The following is an 18590-nucleotide window of genomic DNA, read 5'->3' on the forward strand; positions in this document are numbered from 1 at the left end:
CGCTCAGCGGGCCTTCCCGCCGCCCTTCGGCAGCTTCATGCCCTTGGGCATCGGCCCCTTCGGCAGCGGCATGTTGCTCATCAGGTCGCCCATCGCGCGCAGCCGGTCGGTGGTCGCGGTGACCTGCGGCCCGGTCAGCACGCGCGGCAGCTTCAGCATCGCCGTGCGCAGCTTCTTCAGCTCGATCTGGCCCTCGCCCGTGCCCACGATCAGATCGTGCACCGGTACGTCCGCGACGACGCGGTTCATCTTCTTCTTCTCGGCGGCCAGCAGGCTCTTGACCCGGTTCGGGTTGCCCTCGGCGACCAGGACGATGCCGGCCTTGCCGACGGCCCGGTGCACCACGTCCTGGCTGCGGTTCATCGCCACCGCGGGGGTCGTCGTCCAGCCTCGGCCGATGTTGTCGAGCACCGCCGCGGCGGCGCCCGGCTGGCCCTCCATCTGCCCGAACGCGGCCCGCTCGGCCCGGCGCCCGAAGATGATCGCCGTTCCGAGGAAGGCGAGCAACAGGCCCAGGATGCCGAGATAGATGGGGTGACCGATCAAGAAGCCGATCGCGAGGAAAACACCGAAGATGCCGATGCCGACAGCCGCGAGTACAAGACCGATCTTCTTGTCGGCCTTGCGGGTCATCTTGTACGTCAGAGCGATCTGCTTCAGTCGCCCGGGGTTAGCAGCGGTGTCCGCTGCTGTGTCCTTCCTCGCCATGCCGTGAAGTCTACGTGGCCCCGGGAGCGCCGACGACGGCAGTGCCCGACGGGAGGGTACGAGGAAGCGGAGTGCGGGGTTCAGAGACGGGCGGAGGTGACCTCTTCGAGGACCCGCTGGGCCTCGACACGGTCCTTGGCGCGGCGACGGTCCTCCAGGACGGAGGTCCACGCGTTGCGCCGGGCGGTGCGCTGGCCGCTGCTCAGAAGCAGCGACTCGACCGCACGCAGTGCGTCGGTGAAGGACGGAATGGCTGTGGCGCGGACGGGCGCGGCCTGCATGGTGGAGGTCCCCCCTCGGAACGGCTCTGATCTTGGGTGTACATGCTGTGATACCAGGGTCACTGTTTGGTGTTACCAGGGCGTGACCGACCGGTCAAACGCCAATGAAGCCTTGACGCGCGGGCCCGAAACACTGACGCGGCCCTGACGAGTCCCTCAACTGCGAGGACGGGTCAGGGCCGCGGTCATACGGTAGTTACTGTGCGGTAGCCTCTTGTGCCTGAATTCACACGGCCTGCGAGGCGATGTACGCGCCCCGCTTCTCGACGGCCATCTGGTAGAGGCGCCCGGCGCGGTACGAGGAACGCACCAGCGGCCCCGACATCACACCGGAGAAACCGATCTGCTCGGCCTCCTCCTTCAGCTCCACGAACTCGTGCGGCTTCACCCAGCGCTCGACCGGGTGGTGGCGCACGGACGGGCGCAGGTACTGCGTGATGGTCACCAGCTCGCAGCCGGCCTCGTGCAGCTGCCGGAGCGCGTCGCTGACCTCCTCGCGGGTCTCGCCCATCCCGAGGATCAGGTTCGACTTGGTGACCAGGCCGTAGTCGCGGGCGGCCGTGATGACCTTCAGCGAACGGTCGTAACGGAAGCCCGGGCGGATCCGCTTGAAGATCCGCGGGACCGTCTCGACGTTGTGCGCGAAGACCTCGGGGCGCGAGGAGAAGACCTCGGCCAGCTGCTCCGGCACGGCGTTGAAGTCCGGGGCCAGCAGCTCGACCTTGGTGCGGCCGGCCTCGCGCTCGGCGGTCTGCTGGTGGATCTGACGGACCGTCTCCGCGTACAGCCAGGCGCCGCCGTCCTCCAGGTCGTCGCGGGCGACGCCGGTGATGGTGGCGTAGTTCAGGTCCATGGTGACCACGGACTCGCCCACGCGGCGCGGCTCGTCACGGTCCAGGGCCTCGGGCTTGCCGGTGTCGATCTGGCAGAAGTCGCAGCGCCGGGTGCACTGGTCGCCACCGATGAGGAAGGTCGCCTCGCGGTCCTCCCAGCACTCGTAGATGTTCGGGCAGCCGGCTTCCTGGCAGACCGTGTGCAGGCCCTCGCTCTTCACGAGGTTCTGCATCTTCGTGTACTCGGGGCCCATTTTCGCCCGGGTCTTGATCCACTCGGGCTTGCGCTCGATGGGGGTCTGGGCGTTCCGGACCTCCAGGCGCAGCATCTTGCGTCCGTCTGGGGTGACTGCGGACACATCGGCTCCCTGTAGCTTCGATTCTTCGGCGTACACCAGGGTACGCCCGTGCTTTCCGCCCCCGCCTTGAGGGCAACCTCAGGCCAAAGGGGCGCATTCCCGCGTCAGGCGGACGCCTTCTCGATCTCCCGCGGCTTCAGCTCCGCGTTCTCCAGTACGTCCTTGAGGTGCCGTTCCACGACGGGCAGCACCTCGTCGATCGTGACGTCCCGGCCCAGCTCGGCCGCCAGCGAGGCGACCCCCGCGTCCCGGATGCCGCACGGGATGATGCGGTCGAACCACTTGTTGTCCGGGTTCACGTTCAATGCGAAGCCGTGCATCGTCACACCCTTGGCCACGCGGATGCCGATCGCCGCGATCTTCCGGTCCTCGCGGCGCTGGCCGGCATTGGAGGGCGCGTACTCGGGTCCGTTGAGGCGCGGGTCGAACTCGTCGTCCGCCAGGCGCGGGTCGAAGTCCAGCGACAGCCCGCCGAGCGCCGGCCGCTGCTCGACCGGGTCGCCGAGCACCCACACCCCGCTGCGCCCCTCGACCCGTGAGGTCGTCAGGCCGAACTCCGCGCAGGTGCGGATCAGCGCCTCCTCCAGGCGACGTACATGCGCGACGACGTCCACCGGGCGCGGGAGCCGCTGGATCGGGTAGCCCACCAGCTGGCCCGGGCCGTGCCAGGTGATCTTGCCGCCGCGGTCCACGTCGATCACGGGGGTGCCGTCCAGGGGGCGCTCGTTGTCCGCCGTGCGCCGGCCCGCCGTGTACACCGGCGGGTGTTCGAGGAGCAGCACGGTGTCGGGGATCTCGTCGGCGAAGCGCGCCGCGTGCACCCGGCGTTGCTCGTCCCAGGCCTCCTGGTACTCCACGGCCTCGGTACCGAACCCCATGCGGACGAACCGCAGCTCACTCACGGCAAACGCCTCCCTGCGAAGTCGTAAGGCACGAAACGTGCCTACGCCACTGTACGACCGACCGTCTCGCGTCAGCCCCGCGGCCAATCCTCACACGATCGGATGAACGAACGTCGAAATGTGCGATCGCCTGCTCACTCTCCGCTACATTCGCGCCGTTCACAAAGGCCATAAGGGCTGCTCACAGGCAATCCGGGCACAGCAGGGCCGGTAGCGGCCCCTGGAGGCCCGAAAGGCAGGAGACCGCACCGCAGATGACGGAACGACCCGCGCAGCGCACTCCCAACCGACAGCTCGCCGCGCTCATCGCAGAAGCGGGGTTCTCCAACGCGGGGCTCGCCCGTCGCGTGGACCAACTCGGTCTCGAACACGGGCTTGATCTGAGATACGACAAGACATCGGTCACCCGGTGGCTGCGCGGCCAGCAGCCCCGGGGCACCACCCCCGCCCTCATCGCCGAGGTCTTCACCCGTCGCCTCGGCCGCCGGCTCTCCGCCCAAGACCTCGGCCTCGACGCGTGCGCGCCGGTGTACGCCGGGCTGGAATTCGCCGCGAGCCCCGAGGAGGCCGTCGACATCGTGGGCGGGCTGTGGCGCAAGGACTCCGGCAGCCACGCCGAGCTCCGCAAGATCGCGTTCACCCCGGCCGGGCTCGTCGTGCCCAGCCGGGACTGGCTGATCGGCCGGGCCGACGACAAGGTGGCCCGCGGTGAGCAGCCTGCCCGGGTCCCCTCCCAGGGCCGCCAGGTCGTCCCCCGCCAGCGCGTCCAGGGCGAGCGCGGCCCCGGCCAGAAGGTCACCCCCGGCGACATCGCCGCCCTCCGCTCGGTCGGCGAGCTCTTCCGCACCCTCGACAACATGTACGGCGGCGGCCACGCCCGCCAGGCCCTCGTGCGGTACTTGGAGCATGAGTGCGAGCCGATGCTGCGCGGCACGTACGGCGAGCAGACCGGTCGGCGCCTTTTTGCCGCCGCTGCTGATCTGACCCGGTTGGCCGGGTGGACCTCGTACGACATCGCGGCGCACGGGCTCGCCCAGCGGTACTTCGTGCAGTCGTTGCGGCTCGCGCAGGCGGCGGGGGATCGGGCGTACGGGTCGTACGTGCTGGTCACCATGAGCCGACAGGCCGTCTATCTCGGGCACGGGCGGGAGGCCGTCCAGCTCGCGCGCGTGGCGCAGCAGGGGGTGGGGACGAACGCGCCGCCCGTGGTGCAGGCGTTGCTGCACGCCGTTGAGGCTCGGGGGCATGGGGTGTTGGGCGAGGTGCGCAGTTGTACCGCCTCTCTCGTACGGGCCGAGCGGGCGCTGGAATCGGCTCGGGCGGGGGATGAAGTGCCGTACTGGGCGCGGTTCTTCGATGAGGCGCAGCTTGCGGATGAGTTCGGGCATGCGCATCGGGATCTTCAGCAGTTCCGTGCGGCGGCGCAACACGCTGAGCGTTCGCTTCAGTTGAGGGCGCCTGCGTTTGCTCGTAGTCGGCTGTTCTGTCGGGTCGTTCTTGCTTCTGCTCGGCTGGGGCTCGGGGAGCTTGATCAGGCCTGTCAGTTGGGGGCGGAGGCGGCTGGCGCGGCTGTGGAGATGCGGTCTGTTAGAGCGGTCGAGTATGTGCGGGACTTTGAGCGGCGGTTGGAGCCGTACAAGGATGCGGCGCCTGTGCGGGGGTATCGCGACAAGGTCGCGGCACTGGGGTAGATCCCGCCGTAACTCCGACCGGTTCGAGGTCTGCGCGCCACCGTGGGGGCTGGTCGCGCAGTTCCCCGCGCCCCTAAAAGCAAAAGCCTCTTACGCCGCCCGCGTTGTCGGCATCGGGTCGGCCCTGTGCATCGAGCCCGCCGCTCCCAAGTCCCTCAGAATTGCCGCCGTTGCCCTGTGCGCCGAGTGCAAGGCTCCCTGGACCGTGCTCGTGTCGCGGTGGTCGCCGCAGACGTAGAGGCCGGCCAGGAGGCGGACCGGGCGGTGGAGGTCGTGGGGTGGGCGCATGGTGGGGACCGCCTCGGGGGTGTGGTGGACGGCGAGGGTTTCCCAGCGGGTGGTGGAGGTGCCGTAGAGGCGGGACAGGTGGATGCGGACCGCTGTGTCCACGGACTGGGGCGGTGCGTCCAGGACCGTGGACGAGACGAGTACGCGGCCCTCGGGGGCGCGGGACGGGTCGACCGCGCTGACCACCGCCGTGTGGGCCACCGGGCCGCCTCGGTCGGCGTCCAGGAGCAGGGCCGCGCCTGTCCGCGGGGGCTCGTCCGTCGCGTGGTGGACCACCGTCACCGGGTGGAAGTCCGGTACGCGCAGGCCCGGCAGGAGGTCGGCGGCGGCTCGGGCGTCGGTGGCGAGGAGTACCGCCCGGCAGTGGATCTCGCCGTGTTCGGCGGTCGTCACCGTGTTCGTGGCGATCGAGGTGACCCGGACGCCGGTGTGCACGGTGTCTGGGGGCAGTGTGCGCGCGAGGAGTTCCGGGAGCGTCTCGGCGCCGCCCTCCGGCAGGCACAGGCGGCCGGCCGCGAAGGAGCGCAGGGCCAGGTCCGCGCAGCGGCTGGATGTGGTCAGTTCGGGGTCGCAGAGCAGGGCGGCCAGCAGCGGGCGCAGGAAGCCGTCGACGGTACGGGCGGGCGTGCCGCGTGCCGCGAGGGCCTGTGCGGCGGGCAACTCCGGGCGGGAGAGGAGTCGTTGGACGGGCGTGCCGGCCAGTCGGGCGAGGGATGCGGTCAGCCGCGCCTGGTCGATGGCGGTGCCCAGGGGGGAGCCCGACCGGGGTGTGCTCTTGGCGGGGGCGCTCGCCAGGGCGCGTACGGCGTGGAGTGCGCCCCTTGCGCCCCCCGCGCTCATCTGGGCGCCCGCCTGGTGCCGGCGGCCGTCGCTGTGCAGCAGGACGCCCGGCGCGAAGGGACGCAGGACGAGCGCGTCCAGGCCCGGGGTCAGGCGCAGTTCGGGGTAGGCCGTGGACAGCAGCTGGCCGATGCGGTCGAGCCGGAACCCGTCGACCTTCTCGGTGGACATCCGACCGCCCACGTAAGGGGCGGCCTCCAGGACGGCGACCGTTACTCCAGCGCTGCTCAGCCGATGTGCCGCCGACAGACCGGCGACCCCGGCTCCCACGATGACGACGTCCGCCCGGTACACGGGATCAAGCACGTGCCCCTCCTCGCGGTTGCGCGGCCGGTGGGGACGTCATGCCCCCAACAAGCCCCAGAAATACCCGAGTTCGGGTCGAGGGTAGGGCTGAGATCGGTCAAGGGAAGTCGCGCAGAGACAGGGCACGGTCGCACAGCGGTCGCATGGCGGCCGTGTGGCGGTCACATTCGGTCGCGCGGAGATTCAGAGCGCGGCCCGGATCGCCCCCTCGATGTCCGGGAAGGCGAAGGTGAACCCCGACTCCAGCAGCCGCTTGGGCACGACCCGCGCGCTGCCCAGGATGTCCCCGGCCATCTCGCCGAGCACGGTCCGCAGCACCGGCGCCGGCACCGCGAACAGCGTCGGCCGGTGCAGCACCCGCCCCATCGCGGCGGTGATCTCACGGTTCGTCAGCGGATTCGGGGCGGTCAGGTTGAACGGCCCCTCAAGACCGTCGGTCTCGACGATGTGCCGGATCGCGGCCACCTCGTCGTGCAGCGCGATGTACGACCAGAACTGCCGCCCGTCGCCCAGCCGCCCGCCCAGCCCTGCCCGGTACAGCGGGAACAGCTTCCCCCAGGCGCCGCCGTGCTTGCCCACGACCAGTCCCGTGCGCGTGAACGCGGTCCGTACGCCCGCCTCCCGCGCCGCCGCCGTCGCGCCCTCCCACTCCACGCACAGCTCCGGCAGGAACCCGGTCCCGGGCGGCGCGCTCTCGTCGACCGCCCGGTCGCCGGTCTCGCCGTAGTAGCCGAGCGCGCTGCCGTTCACGAACACCCGCGGCTTCTTGTCCATCGAGGCGACCGCCTCGGCCAGTGCCGTGGTGCCGAGCACCCGGCTGTCACGGATCTTCTTCTTGTACGCGTCCGTCCAGCGCCTGTCGCCCACTCCCGCGCCCGCGAGATTGACCACGGCGTCGACCTCGCCGAGCGCCGCGGTGTCCACGTACCGCCCGTCGGGGTCCCAGCAGACCTCGTCCGCGCCGGCGGCCGCCCGGCGCACCAGACGTACCACCTCGTGCCCGTCGGCCCGCAAGGACGTGACCAGGGCGCTGCCGATGAGACCGGACGCGCCGGCCACCAAGATTCTTGAACTTTCCATGATTCCCATTCTGCCCGGTGCGTACATAAGGTCCCGGTCTGGAACCGGTGCCCCACCGTAGGGTGGCGCTCATGCCCGTTCCGCACATACGCCGCGCCACCCTCGACGACGAGGAGGCACTGGGCCGCCTCGACCGAGCCACCTGGTCCCCGCTGCACTCCGTCCAGCCGCGCCCCCAACCGCCCTACGAGCCCTTCTACAACGAGCGGTTCGGCCCGCGCGACCATCTGGTCGCCGAACTCGACGGCACGGTCGTCGGCTACATACGGCTCGGTTACCCGACCCCGCTGGTCTGCAACGCCCATGTCCGTCAGATCCAGGGTCTCGCCGTCGCCGAGGAAGCGCGCGGCACGGGTGTCGGACGGGCGCTGCTGCGGGCCGTACGGGACGAGGCCCGCCGCCAGGGCGCACGCCGGCTGACCCTGCGGGTGCTCGGGCACAACACACCCGCCCGCCGGCTCTACGAGGCCGAGGGCTTCGTGGTGGAGGGCATCCTGCCCGAGGAGTTCCTGCTGGCGGGGGAGTACGTCGACGACGTACTCATGGGCTGCTCGCTCTGAAGGACCGGCCGCGCTACGACGTGACCAGGTCGCCCGTGTCCACCGCCGCCGTCGCGTTCGCGGCGCGCTGGGCGTCGGAGGCGACCTCGTCCGCCGTCAGGACGTAACCCGTCTCGTTGTCCGAGGTGGAGCGGGCGAAGACGACGCCGAAGACCTGGCCGTCGGTGGTGAGCAGCGGGCCGCCGGAGTTGCCGGGGCGGACCGTGGAGCGGATCGAGTAGATCTCGCGGGTCACCGTGCCGTCGTTGTAGATGTTCTGGCCGGTCGCGTGCACCCGGTTGGCGACCGTCGCCGCCTGCAGGTTCAGATCGCCGTCCTGCGGATAGCCCGCGACGACCGCCGAGTCGCCGCGCGCGGCACTGTCGTCGAAGCGCAGCACCGGGGCGCTCAGCTCCGGCACATAGAGCACCGCCACGTCCTTCTGCGGATCGAAGAGCACCACCCGTGCGTCGTACGACCGCCCCACCCCGCCGATCCGCACGGTCGGGTCGTCGATGCCGGCCACCACGTGCGCGTTGGTCATCACGTGCTCGTCCGAGAACACGAAGCCGCTGCCCTCGCGGCCCTGGTCGCCGGAGACGCCCTCGATCTTCACCGTGCTGCGCTTGGCCGCGTTCGTCGCGCTCGCGGTGACGCTGTCGCCGGTGGGCTTGGCGACCTCGGCCGTCGACTCGTTCTCGAACGGGTTGAAGACCTGCGGGAAGCCCGCCTCGGTGAGCGCGGAGGTGGCCCGCGAGAACCAGCCCGGGGTGGTGTCCGGCATGGCGTCCTGCACCGTGCCCAGCACCCGGGAGTCCCGGATCGCCGTCGTCAGCAGGGACGAGGAGGACGCGCCCAGGACGCTCGCGGCCACCCAGGCCACGATCAGCACCGCCACCGAGTTGGCCACCGCCCCGCCGACCCCGTCGGCCACCCGCAGCGGCCCCTGGTCCAGCTCCCTGCGCAGCCGCAGCGCGAGGCGCCCCGCCAACTCGTGCCCCACCACGGCCGGGACCAGCACGGTCAGCACCGCCGTCACCGTCGCCGCCGTCGTCCCCGGGTCCGCGAGATCCATCATCCAGGGCAGCACCCACACGCCGATGACCGCGCCGCCCACGAACCCGGCGAACGAGACACAGCCGGCCACGAGGCCACGCCGGTAGCCGGAGGCCGCGTACACCACCACGACCAGCAACAGCACGATGTCGAGCAGGTCCACGGAGCCGCCTTTCTGTCGGACCCCCTATTACGGGCGGGACGGTCCCGATGATCAGCCACGCGCACGCGTGGCACCCCGGAAGCCGTCACGCGTGCGTGCAACCGGGAAAACGCCTCGGACCAGGACGATGGTTCCACCGGGTGGCACAGCACACATCGCGGTCGGAGCGGATCCGGCCGAGAGTGGGGTCATGCGTGTCCGAAGATCGCCGGGAACCCGGCGGGCGGTCGCGGCCCGGATGCCCCGCGGCGTGCGGATCGCGGTCGCCTGTGTGCCGGGGCTCGCCGCCGCCGTGGGGCTCGTGCTGTGCGCCGACGGCATCGGGCACGGGCGGTCGGTGCCGCCGCGTCCGGTCGCGGCCCGGCCCGTCACCCTGCACGCCGCCGCGCGGCCGCACATCGTGCCGCGCTCGGCCTGGCTGGACGCGCTCTCGCGGCACGCGCAGCCGCCTCCGCGCTACGACGACAAGGTCGTCGCCGTCTTCGTCCACCACACCGACTCGCCCAACGGTTACGCCTGCGCGGACGCGCCCCGGATCATCCGCTATCTCTACGCGGGGCAGACCGGTGCGCGCGACTGGGACGACATCGGGTACAACTTCCTCGTCGACCGGTGCGGGACGGTGTACGAGGGGCGGGCGGGGGGTGTCGACCGGCCCGTCACCGGTGCGCATACGCAGGGGTTCAACCACCGGACGGCTGGGATCGCGGCGATCGGGACGTTCACGGCGGGGGCGGAGGTGCCGGCCGCTATGACGCGGGCGATCGCTGCGGTGGCCGCGTGGAAGTTGGGGCTGGGGGATGTCGATCCGCGGGGCGTGGCTCGGCTGGTGTCCAGTAACAGCCTCAGCCGGTATGCGTCCGGTACGGCTGCGAGGCTTCCTGCGTTGGCGGGGCACAAGGACGGGTACATGACGAGTTGTCCTGGGGCCGCTCTGTATCTTGAGCTTCCGTTCATCCGTGAGGAAGCGGCGCGTCTTCAAGGGCGTTGATCGCCCCCGCCGCCCCTACCCGTCCCATCCCGGGGGCTGCGCCCCCGGACCCCCGCTCGGTTGTGTGTTGGGTGCGGGGTGGTGGGGGCTGGTCGCGCAGTTCCCCGCGCCCCTGGGGGGCGGGGCTTCGCCCCTGCCCCCCCCGACGCTTCTACCTGCGGGCTAGATAGACCGCCAACGCCCGTTGCAGGACCTTTCCCTGGCTGCCCACCGGGCGTTCCCATTCCCCCAGGTACTCCACTGCTTGGGCGCCCGTGCCGGTTTTGAAGAGGAGGCGGCCGAAGAGGCGGTCCTCCTGGACGAGGGAGGGGGTGATGGAGCGTAGGTCGTACGTCTGGGCGCCGTCGTCCAGGGCCTGGCAGAGCATGCGCCACAACAGGATGCTGCTGGGGCGGAGTTCGCGGCCCCGGCGGCCGGAGGCGGGGTAGGAGTGCCAGACGTGGTGGCCGACGCCGATCATGAGCGCGGCCGACAGGACCTCGTCGTCGTGGACGGCCAGGTAGATCCGCAGTCGGTCGGCCTCCTCGGCGTTCAGCGCCTGCCACATCCGCCGGAAGTAGTCCAAGGGGCGGGCCTTGAAACCGTCGCGTTCGGCCGTCGCGCGGTACAGGCGGTGGAAGGAGGGCAGATCGTCGGCCGAACCCCAGAAGACCCCGACACCGCCTCCCTCGGCCGTCTGGAGGGCCTGCAGCCAGTGCGGGGCCAGGCCCTGGCGCAGGTCGTCAACGGACCGTCCCGCCAACGGGATTCGGCACCCGTAGCGAGGCTGCCCGAGGCCGAAGCCGCTCCCCTCGTTCTCCTTGCACCGCCGCCAGCCCAGCCGTCTGAGCCGCTCGGCGGTGTCCAGCGCGTACCCGTCGATCCCGTCCGTGGGCAGATCCCGCAGATGCCGTACGGCGGGGTCGGCGATGCCCGCCGCCACGGTGGCCGCGTCCCAGTGCCGGACCACGAGCGGTGGCCCGATGCGGACCGAGAACGCGCCCTGTTTCTCCAGGTGTTCGATCAGCGGGTCCAGGTACCGCTCCGGGCGCTGGCTGTGCCAGTCGATCGCGGGTCCGTCGGGAAGGTAGGCGAGAGAGCGCCCGGTCCCGGGGAACGCCCGGTACAGCACGAGCGCGGCGGCGACCATCTCGTCGTCCTCGAACCAACCGACGCTCTCCGCCGTCCAGTCGGGCTTCACGCCGGCCCACTCGGGAATCTGGAGATGGCTCGCGTCCGGGTGCAGCCAGAGATGGTCGAGGTGCTCCCGGCGGGTTATCCCCTTCACGTACGGGCTGGTCATGGGCACGACGCTCCTGTTCGGCGGCGGCCACCGTAAGCCGGGGCGCACCGGACGGGTCAAGACGTCACGACTGTGAACTCCAACCCCACCCGCTCCCCGTATCCCAGTCGGGTCCGGTGTACCGGACGGGCAGTCCAGGCGAACGACCGGCGACGGGCACCGGAACGGCGCCACCCGTGCCGCGCTCACAGGTTTCTCGCAGGCGGCTCACCGGGTCCCCCGAGGCGGCCTTCCTATCGTCATGCACACGCACTGACCGGAGGTGGGGAAAATGAACAGCAGTCAGACCAACACCACGGAGAAGTCGGCCGGTTGGACCAAGTCCGCACGCGGCCCCTGGGCGGTCGTATGCGCCGTCGCCACGGTGATCCTCGGCCCGGCCGCCGTCACCGCGTCCGCGCTCGACCAGGCCAACGCGGCCCCGATGCACCACGCGGTACGGGCGGACCAGAACCAGGCCTACATCCCGACGGACACGACCCGCCGCAGGCACGCAGCCTGAGAGTCGGAGTGAGCGACGGGGCTAGCCCCTGAAGCGCTCCCACAACTTGGGGTACCGCTCGGCCAGCACGCTCTCGTTCTCCAGGTCCAGGGGCGTGCCCGTCGGCTCGGCGGGGCCGGGCGGGATGCCGAGGTCGGCGGCGACGGCGCCGGTGAGCTGCTCGTAGGCCTCGTCCGCGGCGAAGCCGAGCTCCTCCCCGTCGCCGTCGATCTCCTCGTCGAAGTCGTCGATGAGGTCGGCCAGTGAGTCGGGGTCGTGCACGGCACCCTCGTAGACCTCGCGCCCCTGGCCGATCAGCCAGCAGCGGAAGAAGTCGAAGGCGTCGTCGCTCGCGCCGTCCAGCAGGACCCAGGCCGCGCCCCACAGGTCCCAGGTGTAGGCGCGGTTGTAGCGGGCCTCGAAGTGACGGGCGAAGTCGAGGACCAGCTCGGGGTCCAGCTGGAGGAGCCGGTCCACGAGCAGGTCGGCCTGCTCCTCGGGGTCGCCCTCCGCGGCCTCGCGGGAGGCGTCCACCAGCTCCCAGAACTCCGTCTCGTCCATCACGGGTCAAGCATCGGGCCTGGGCGGGTGGGGCGCACGTGGAGTGAGGCGGATTGTTATGTCCCGTACAGGCGCGCGAGCCGTCTCGCGTCGTCCGTGAGACGCGCCCGCAGACTCTCCGGCGCCAGCACCTCGGCCTCCGGCCCCAGCGCCAGGAGCTGGGAGTGGGCCACCTTCTCGGACTCCACCGGGAGCGTCACGGTGAGCGTGCCGTCGGCGTCCGGGGGACCGGCGGTGGCCAGCGCGTCTCGGGCGGAGACGGGATCGACGGCGTAGGGAAGCGCGCGCACCCCGTCCCGGGACAACCGCACCACCACCTCCGTCCGCAGGATGGAACGAGCGAACTGCTCAGCCCGCTCCGCCCAGAAGCCCGGCAGATCGAAAGATTCATCCCGTACGAAGCGCTCAGCGCCCGCGTCCATCGCCGTGAACCGGTCGATCCGGTACACCCGGAAGGTGTCGGCGTCGGGGATGCGGGCGCAGAGATACCAGACCCCGGCCTTCAGTACGAGCCCGTAGGGCTCCAGCACCCGCTCCACCTCAGCGTCCCGGCTCCGATAACGCGCGGTGACCTGCCGGTCGTCCCACACCGCTTCCGCGACGGTCGGGAGGAGGTCGGGGGCCTTGGGTTCGGTGAACCAGTTGGGGGCGTCCAGGTGGAAGCGCTGGGCCGCGGTGCGGGAGGCGTCGGAGAGGGAGGGGAGGAGGGCGGCGGACACCTTCAGCCGGGCGGCGGAGGCGGCGTCTTCGAGACCCATCTCGCGCAGGGCGCCGGGGACGCCGCTCAGGAAAAGGGCCTCGGCCTCGCTGCGAGCGAGTCCGGTGAGGCGGGTCCGGTACCCCCCGATGAGCCGATACCCGCCGGCGCGCCCCCGGTCGGCGTACACGGGGACCCCCGCCTCTGACAGCGCCTGCGCGTCCCTTGTGACGGTCCGCTCGGAGACCTCCAGCTCTTCGGCGAGCTCGGCGGCGGTCATGGAGGCGCGGGACTGGAGCAGCAGCACCATTTTGATGAGACGGGCAGCGCGCATGCCTCAATGATGAGGGATCTCGCCCCCGCCGCCCCTACCCGTCCCATCCTCCAGGGGCGCTGCCCCTTCGACCCCGCCCCGGGGGCCAGCCCCCGGACCCCCGCTCCTCAAACGCCGGAGGGGCTGGATTTTGCGACCGTAGCCCTCGAATGCCCGGAGGGCTGGATTTGGCCGGCCTGGGCTTGAATCTTTCAGCCCGTCCGGCGTTTGAGGACAAGGCCCGTTCAGGGCCGTTGGGGGTCTGGGGGCGCAGCCCCCAGCGGGGTCGAAGGGGCAGAGCCCCTGGGATGGGACGGGTAGGGGCGGCGGGGGCGAGGAAACTGGCCCTACAGGCCGTAGCGCTCCCGCGCCTCCTTCACCGCCGTTGCCTTGACCTCACCGCGCCGCGCCAGCTGGGCGAGCGCCGCCACCACGATCGACTCCGCGTCGACACCGAAGTAACGCCGCGCCGCGTCACGGGTGTCGGACAGGCCGAAGCCGTCCGCACCCAGCGACGACCAGTCCTGCTCGACCCACTGCGCGATCTGGTCCGGAACCTGCCGCATGTAGTCGGAGACAGCGAGCACAGGACCCTCGGCCCCATGCAGCGCCTGCCGCACATATGGCACCCGCTCCTCCCCCCGCAACAACGCCGCATCCGCCTCCAACGCATCCCGCCGCAGCTCGGTCCAGGACGTGGCCGACCAGACATCGGCCGCCACCCCCCACTCCTCCGCCAGCAACTGCTGCGCCTTCAACGCCCAGTGAATCGCCGTACCGGAACCGAGCAGCTGGATCCGCGCAGCGTTGGCAGCGGGCGAAAGCCCCGCCGACTCCGCCGTGTTGAAGCGGTACAGCCCCTTCACGATGCCCTCGTCGATGCCCAGCCCGGAGGGCTTCGCGGGCTGCGGGATCGGCTCGTTGTAGACGGTGAGGTAGTAGAAGACGTTCGGGTCCTCACCCGGCGCCGCCTCGCCGTACATCCGGCGCAGACCGTCCTTCACGATCGCCGCCACCTCGTACGCGAACGCCGGGTCGTACGACAGCGCCGCCGGGTTCGTCGCCGCGATCACCGGCGAGTGCCCGTCCGCGTGCTGGAGGCCCTCGCCGGTCAGCGTCGTACGGCCCGCCGTCGCGCCGACGAGGAAGCCGCGGCCCAGCTGGTCGCCGAGCTGCCACATCTGGTCGGCCGTGCGCTGCCAGCCGAACATCGAGTAGAAGATGTAGAAGGGGATCATCGCTTCGCCGTGCGTCGCGTACGACGTCGACGCGGCGATGAAGTCCGCCATCGAACCGGCCTCGGTGATCCCCTCGTTGAGGATCTGGCCGTTCTTGGCTTCCTTGTAGTACATGAGTTGGTCGCGGTCGACGGGCTCGTACGTCTGACCCTTGGGGGAGTAGATCCCCAGCGAGGGGAACAGGCTCTCCATGCCGAACGTCCGCGCCTCGTCCGGCACGATCGGCACCCAGCGCTTGCCCGTCTCCTTGTCGCGGACCAGGTCCTTGACCAGCCGGACGAACGCCATCGTCGTCGCCACGTTCTGGCTGCCCGAACCCTTGTCGAACGACGCGAACGCCTTCTCCGAAGCGGACGGCAGCGGAGCGATCGCGTGCGTGCGGCGGGCCGGGGCGGGACCGCCGAGGGCCGCGCGCCGCTCCTGGAGGTACCGGACCTCGGGGGAGTCGGCGCCGGGGTGACCGTAGGGCACGACACCGTCGATGAAGTCACTGTCCTTGATGGGAAGTTCAAGCAGGTCACGCATCTGCTTGAACTCGTCCGTCGACAGCTTCTTCATCTGATGGTTGGCGTTCTTCGACGCGAAGCCCGCACCGAGGGTGTGGCCCTTGACCGTCTGCGCCAGGATGACGGTCGGCGCGCCCTTGTGGGACAGGGCCGCACGGTACGCCGCGTACACCTTGCGGGCCTCGTGACCGCCGCGCGAGAGGTGGAAACACTCCAGGATCTTGTCGTCGCTCAGCAGCTTCGCCAGCTCGACGAGCGCCGGGTCCTTGCCGAAGAAGTCCTCGCGGATGTAGGCCGCGTCACGCGTCTGGTACGTCTGCACCTGCGCGTCGGGTACCTCGCGCAGGCGGCGTACGAGCGCGCCCGTGGTGTCGAGCTGGAACAGCTCGTCCCAGGCGTTGCCCCACAGCGACTTGACGACGTTCCAGCCGGCGCCGCGGAACTGGGCCTCCAGCTCCTGCACGATCTTGAAGTTCGCGCGGACCGGGCCGTCGAGGCGCTGGAGGTTGCAGTTGATGACGAAGGTCAGGTTGTCCAGACCCTCGCGGCTCGCCAGTGCGAGTGCCGCCGTCGACTCCGGCTCGTCCATCTCGCCGTCGCCGAGGAAGGCCCAGACGTGGGACTCGGAGACGTCCTTGATGCCGCGCGCGGTCAGGTAGCGGTTGAAGCGCGCCTGGTAGATCGCGGAGAGCGGGCCGAGGCCCATCGACACCGTCGGGAACTCCCACAGCCAGGGCAGCCGGCGCGGGTGCGGGTACGACGGGAGGCCGTTGCCGCCCGCCTCCTGGCGGAAGTTGTCGAGATGCGCCTCGGTGAGGCGGCCGTCGAGAAAGGCGCGGGCGTAGATGCCGGGGGAGGCGTGGCCCTGGATGTAGAGCTGGTCGCCGGACCCGTCCGCCTCTTTGCCCTTGAAGAAGTGGTTGAAGCCGGTCTCGTACAGCCAGGCGGCCGAGGCGAAGGTGGCGATGTGGCCGCCGACGCCGTGTTTCGCGCCCCGGGTCACCATCGCCGCCGCGTTCCAGCGGTTCCAGGCGGTGATCCGGTTCTCCATCGCCTCGTCGCCGTCCACGGTGGGCTCGTCGGCGGTGGGGATGGAGTTGACGTAGTCGGTCTCAAGAAGCTTGGGCAGCGCGATGCCGTTGCCCTCGGCTCGCTCCAGTGTGCGGCGCATCAGGTACGCGGCACGGTGCGGCCCTGCCGCCTTGGTGACGGCGTCCAGGGAGGCCTGCCATTCGGCGGTCTCCTCGGGGTCGCGGTCCGGGAGCTGGTCGAGCTCGCTCGGCTGGATGGCCTTGGGGTCGGTCATGTCGCCGCCTTCCTCAGTCGAAGGGGGTTCCCTCATCGGTAAGGGTTCGAGGATGCCCTTTGTCTTTGGCAGGACAGGGCGATGGGCTCTTTTGGAAGCCCACCGGCGACTGTAACTCCCTGATCGATGATCGATCAAAGGTTCCCAGGGCAAAATATCTTGATACCGAGAAAGTCGGCACAGAGTGCCCCGCGAAAAGGCACCGGGTGCCTTGTTCTTGAGCTGTTTTCGCAGGTGAGCGAGGGGGTGCTCGACTGCTTCACGGGCGCGGAGCGCAACCGAGCACGTGCGCCTTCACGATCTCCGCGATCCGCGGGTCCCGCCGCCGGAAGGCCGCCACCAGCTCCTCGTGCTCCTCCGCGTACGACTGCTGCACGGTCCCCAGCCAGCGGATCGATAGCGCCGTGAACACCTCGATGCCCAGGCCCTCCCAGGTGTGCAGCAGCACCGAGTTCCCGGCCGCCCGCACCAACTCGCGGTGGAAGGCGACCGTGTGCCGCACCTGGCCGGTGCCGTCGGCGTTGCGGTCGGCCTCGTAGAGCGCGGTGACGTGCGGTTCCAGTGCCGAGCAGTCCTCCGCGAGGCGCGTGGCCGCCAGCTCCGCGGCGATCGCCTCCAGGCCGGCCCGGACCGGGTAGCTCTCCTCCAGGTCGGCCGCGGTCAGGTTCCGCACCCGTACGCCCTTGTTCGGCGCGGACTCGATCAGCCGCAGCGACTCCAGCTCGCGCAGCGCCTCCCGCACCGGCGTCTGGCTGACCTCCAGCTCGGTCGCGATCCGCCGCTCCACGATCCGCTCGCCCGGCTTCCAGCGCCCGCTGACGATCCCCTCCACGATGTGCTCGCGGATCTGTTCGCGCAGCGAGTGGACGACGGGCGCGGTCATGAGGGCTCCTTAGGGAGGGGCCGCCCATCGGCCCCTGGGGCGTTTGACGTTTAGACAATAAGGCCGGGGACCTGTTCGGGAGGGGCGCACGGGGGCGCTTTCATGCAGGTGAGACGAGACTTACACGCATACGACGGTGCCCCCGCCCGAACGTTCCGGGCGGGGGCACCATGCGTACCGCTGGGGCTCAGAGGCCGAGCTCGACCTCGAACTCGCCCGCCTCCAGGATCGCCTTGACCGCCGTCAGGTAGCGGGCGGCGTCCGCGCCGTCCACCAGGCGGTGGTCGTAGGAGAGGGTCAGGTAGGTCATGTCGCGGACGGCGATGACCGTGCCCTCTTCGGTCTCCAGGACGGCCGGGCGCTTGACCGTGGCGCCGATGCCGAGGATCGCGACCTGGTTCGGCGGCACGATGATCGTGTCGAAGAGCGCGCCGCGCGAACCGGTGTTGGAGATGGTGAAGGTCGCGCCGGACAGCTCGTCCGGGGTGATCTTGTTGGCGCGGACCTTGCCGGCCAGATCGGCCGTGGCCTTCGCGATGCCGGCGATGTTCAGGTCGCCCGCGTGCTTGATGACCGGGGTCATCAGGCCCTTCTCCGAGTCCACCGCGATACCGATGCTCTCGGTGTCGAAGTAGGTGATCGTGCCCTCGTCGACGTTGATCCGCGCGTTGACGGCCGGGTGGGCCTTCAGCGCCTGGGCCGCCGCCTTGACGTAGAACGGCATCGGGGAGAGCTTGACGCCCTCGCGCGCGGCGAAGGAGTCCTTGGCCTGGGCGCGCAGGCGCATCAGGCGGGTGACGTCGACCTCGACGACCGACGACAGCTGGGCCTGCTCGTGCAGCGCCTTGACCATGTTGTCGCCGATGACCTTGCGGATGCGGGGCATCTTGACGGTCTGGCCGCGGAGGGGAGAGGCCTCCAGGGTCGGCGTCTTCTTGGCGGCCGGAGCGGCGGCGGCAGCCGGAGCGGCAGCGGCAGCGGCGGCCTTCGCGGCCTCGGCGGCGGCGATGACGTCCTGCTTGCGGATCCGCCCGCCGACGCCGGTGCCCTTGACGGTGCCCAGGTCGATGCCGTTCTCGGCGGCGAGCTTGCGCACCAGCGGGGTGACGTAGGCGCCGTCGTCACCGGAGACCGCGGCGGACGCCGGAGCGGCGGGAGCCGGGGTGACCGGGGCCGGGGCGCCACCGCGTACGTCGCTGTCGTCACCACCGGCTCGGCGCCCAGCAACTCACCCACCTCGCGGGCGAGTTCGTTCGCCCCGCCGCCGTGTCCGCCGACCAGCGACA

Annotated in this window: 16 protein-coding genes and 2 pseudogenes; 4 read left to right on the forward strand and 14 right to left on the reverse strand. The window is 70.7% G+C overall.

Going from position 1 to position 18590, the window contains the following annotated elements:
• Nucleotides 1-3: 3 nt before the first annotated feature.
• The 4 genes from ACWDR3_RS01250 to lipB all read right to left on the reverse strand — a co-directional run bounded on the left by ACWDR3_RS01250 (nt 4) and on the right by lipB (nt 3083).
• Entirely contained in the window at nt 4-708 is a 705-nt protein-coding gene (locus ACWDR3_RS01250; protein ID WP_450349782.1) for a DUF4191 domain-containing protein, read from the reverse strand.
• Between the two features lie 80 nt (nt 709-788).
• Nucleotides 789-989 (reverse strand): SCO2195 family GlnR-regulated protein, encoded by a 201-nt coding sequence (locus tag ACWDR3_RS01255; protein WP_280877450.1) that lies wholly within the window; start codon nt 987-989, stop codon nt 789-791.
• A gap of 226 nt (nt 990-1215) precedes the next feature.
• Entirely contained in the window at nt 1216-2181 is a 966-nt protein-coding gene (gene lipA, locus ACWDR3_RS01260) for a lipoyl synthase (RefSeq protein ID WP_450349784.1), read from the reverse strand.
• 104 nt (nt 2182-2285) lie between these two features.
• Complete coding sequence (gene lipB / locus ACWDR3_RS01265) at nt 2286-3083, reverse strand: lipoyl(octanoyl) transferase LipB (RefSeq protein WP_450349785.1); 798 nt, start codon at nt 3081-3083, stop codon at nt 2286-2288.
• Nucleotides 3084-3337: 254 nt separating this feature from the next.
• Between lipB and ACWDR3_RS01270 the strand changes: the two genes are divergently transcribed.
• On the forward strand, nt 3338-4774 hold the full coding sequence (locus ACWDR3_RS01270) for a regulator (RefSeq protein WP_450349786.1): 1437 nt from the start codon (nt 3338-3340) through the stop codon (nt 4772-4774).
• A 90-nt stretch (nt 4775-4864) separates the two neighbouring features.
• On the opposite strand, the gene ACWDR3_RS01275 is transcribed toward ACWDR3_RS01270, so the two are convergent.
• A complete protein-coding gene (locus ACWDR3_RS01275) occupies nt 4865-6208 on the reverse strand; it encodes an NAD(P)/FAD-dependent oxidoreductase (RefSeq protein WP_450349787.1) in 1344 nt (447 codons plus the stop codon).
• A gap of 183 nt (nt 6209-6391) precedes the next feature.
• A complete protein-coding gene (locus ACWDR3_RS01280; RefSeq protein WP_450349789.1) occupies nt 6392-7288 on the reverse strand; it encodes a TIGR01777 family oxidoreductase in 897 nt (298 codons plus the stop codon).
• A 71-nt stretch (nt 7289-7359) separates the two neighbouring features.
• On the opposite strand from ACWDR3_RS01280, the gene ACWDR3_RS01285 reads away from it, so the two are divergent.
• Nucleotides 7360-7848: an N-acetyltransferase family protein gene (locus ACWDR3_RS01285; RefSeq protein ID WP_450349790.1), complete on the forward strand. Its 489-nt coding sequence runs from the start codon at nt 7360-7362 to the stop codon at nt 7846-7848.
• A gap of 13 nt (nt 7849-7861) precedes the next feature.
• On the opposite strand, the gene ACWDR3_RS01290 is transcribed toward ACWDR3_RS01285, so the two are convergent.
• On the reverse strand, nt 7862-9046 hold the full coding sequence (locus tag ACWDR3_RS01290; protein ID WP_450349791.1) for a MarP family serine protease: 1185 nt from the start codon (nt 9044-9046) through the stop codon (nt 7862-7864).
• 238 nt (nt 9047-9284) lie between these two features.
• Between ACWDR3_RS01290 and ACWDR3_RS01295 the strand changes: the two genes are divergently transcribed.
• Complete coding sequence (locus ACWDR3_RS01295; RefSeq protein WP_450349811.1) at nt 9285-10037, forward strand: peptidoglycan recognition protein family protein; 753 nt, start codon at nt 9285-9287, stop codon at nt 10035-10037.
• A 151-nt stretch (nt 10038-10188) separates the two neighbouring features.
• Here the strand turns inward: ACWDR3_RS01295 and ACWDR3_RS01300 are convergent, their stop codons facing one another.
• Entirely contained in the window at nt 10189-11319 is a 1131-nt protein-coding gene (locus tag ACWDR3_RS01300) for a lipid II:glycine glycyltransferase FemX (protein WP_450349792.1), read from the reverse strand.
• 271 nt (nt 11320-11590) lie between these two features.
• Here ACWDR3_RS01300 and ACWDR3_RS01305 point away from each other — a divergent pair, with 271 nt between their 5' ends.
• Nucleotides 11591-11821: a hypothetical protein gene (locus ACWDR3_RS01305; RefSeq protein ID WP_450349793.1), complete on the forward strand. Its 231-nt coding sequence runs from the start codon at nt 11591-11593 to the stop codon at nt 11819-11821.
• A 21-nt stretch (nt 11822-11842) separates the two neighbouring features.
• Here ACWDR3_RS01305 and ACWDR3_RS01310 read toward each other — a convergent pair whose 3' ends face one another.
• The 6 genes and pseudogenes from ACWDR3_RS01310 to ACWDR3_RS01335 all read right to left on the reverse strand — a co-directional run.
• Complete coding sequence (locus ACWDR3_RS01310; RefSeq protein WP_450349813.1) at nt 11843-12361, reverse strand: DUF4240 domain-containing protein; 519 nt, start codon at nt 12359-12361, stop codon at nt 11843-11845.
• A gap of 56 nt (nt 12362-12417) precedes the next feature.
• Nucleotides 12418-13392: a helix-turn-helix transcriptional regulator gene (locus ACWDR3_RS01315; RefSeq protein WP_450349795.1), complete on the reverse strand. Its 975-nt coding sequence runs from the start codon at nt 13390-13392 to the stop codon at nt 12418-12420.
• 326 nt (nt 13393-13718) lie between these two features.
• Entirely contained in the window at nt 13719-16421 is a 2703-nt protein-coding gene (gene aceE / locus ACWDR3_RS01320) for a pyruvate dehydrogenase (acetyl-transferring), homodimeric type (protein ID WP_450349796.1), read from the reverse strand.
• Nucleotides 16422-16680: 259 nt separating this feature from the next.
• Nucleotides 16681-17304 (reverse strand): GntR family transcriptional regulator, encoded by a 624-nt coding sequence (locus tag ACWDR3_RS01325; protein ID WP_124004180.1) that lies wholly within the window; start codon nt 17302-17304, stop codon nt 16681-16683.
• Between the two features lie 187 nt (nt 17305-17491).
• A pseudogene (gene sucB / locus ACWDR3_RS01330) lies at nt 17492-18484 on the reverse strand (2-oxoglutarate dehydrogenase, E2 component, dihydrolipoamide succinyltransferase); the annotation flags it as partial.
• Between the two features lie 2 nt (nt 18485-18486).
• Nucleotides 18487-18590: pseudogene (locus ACWDR3_RS01335) on the reverse strand (hypothetical protein); the annotation flags it as partial.

The organism is Streptomyces sp. NPDC001002, assembly GCF_053599215.1.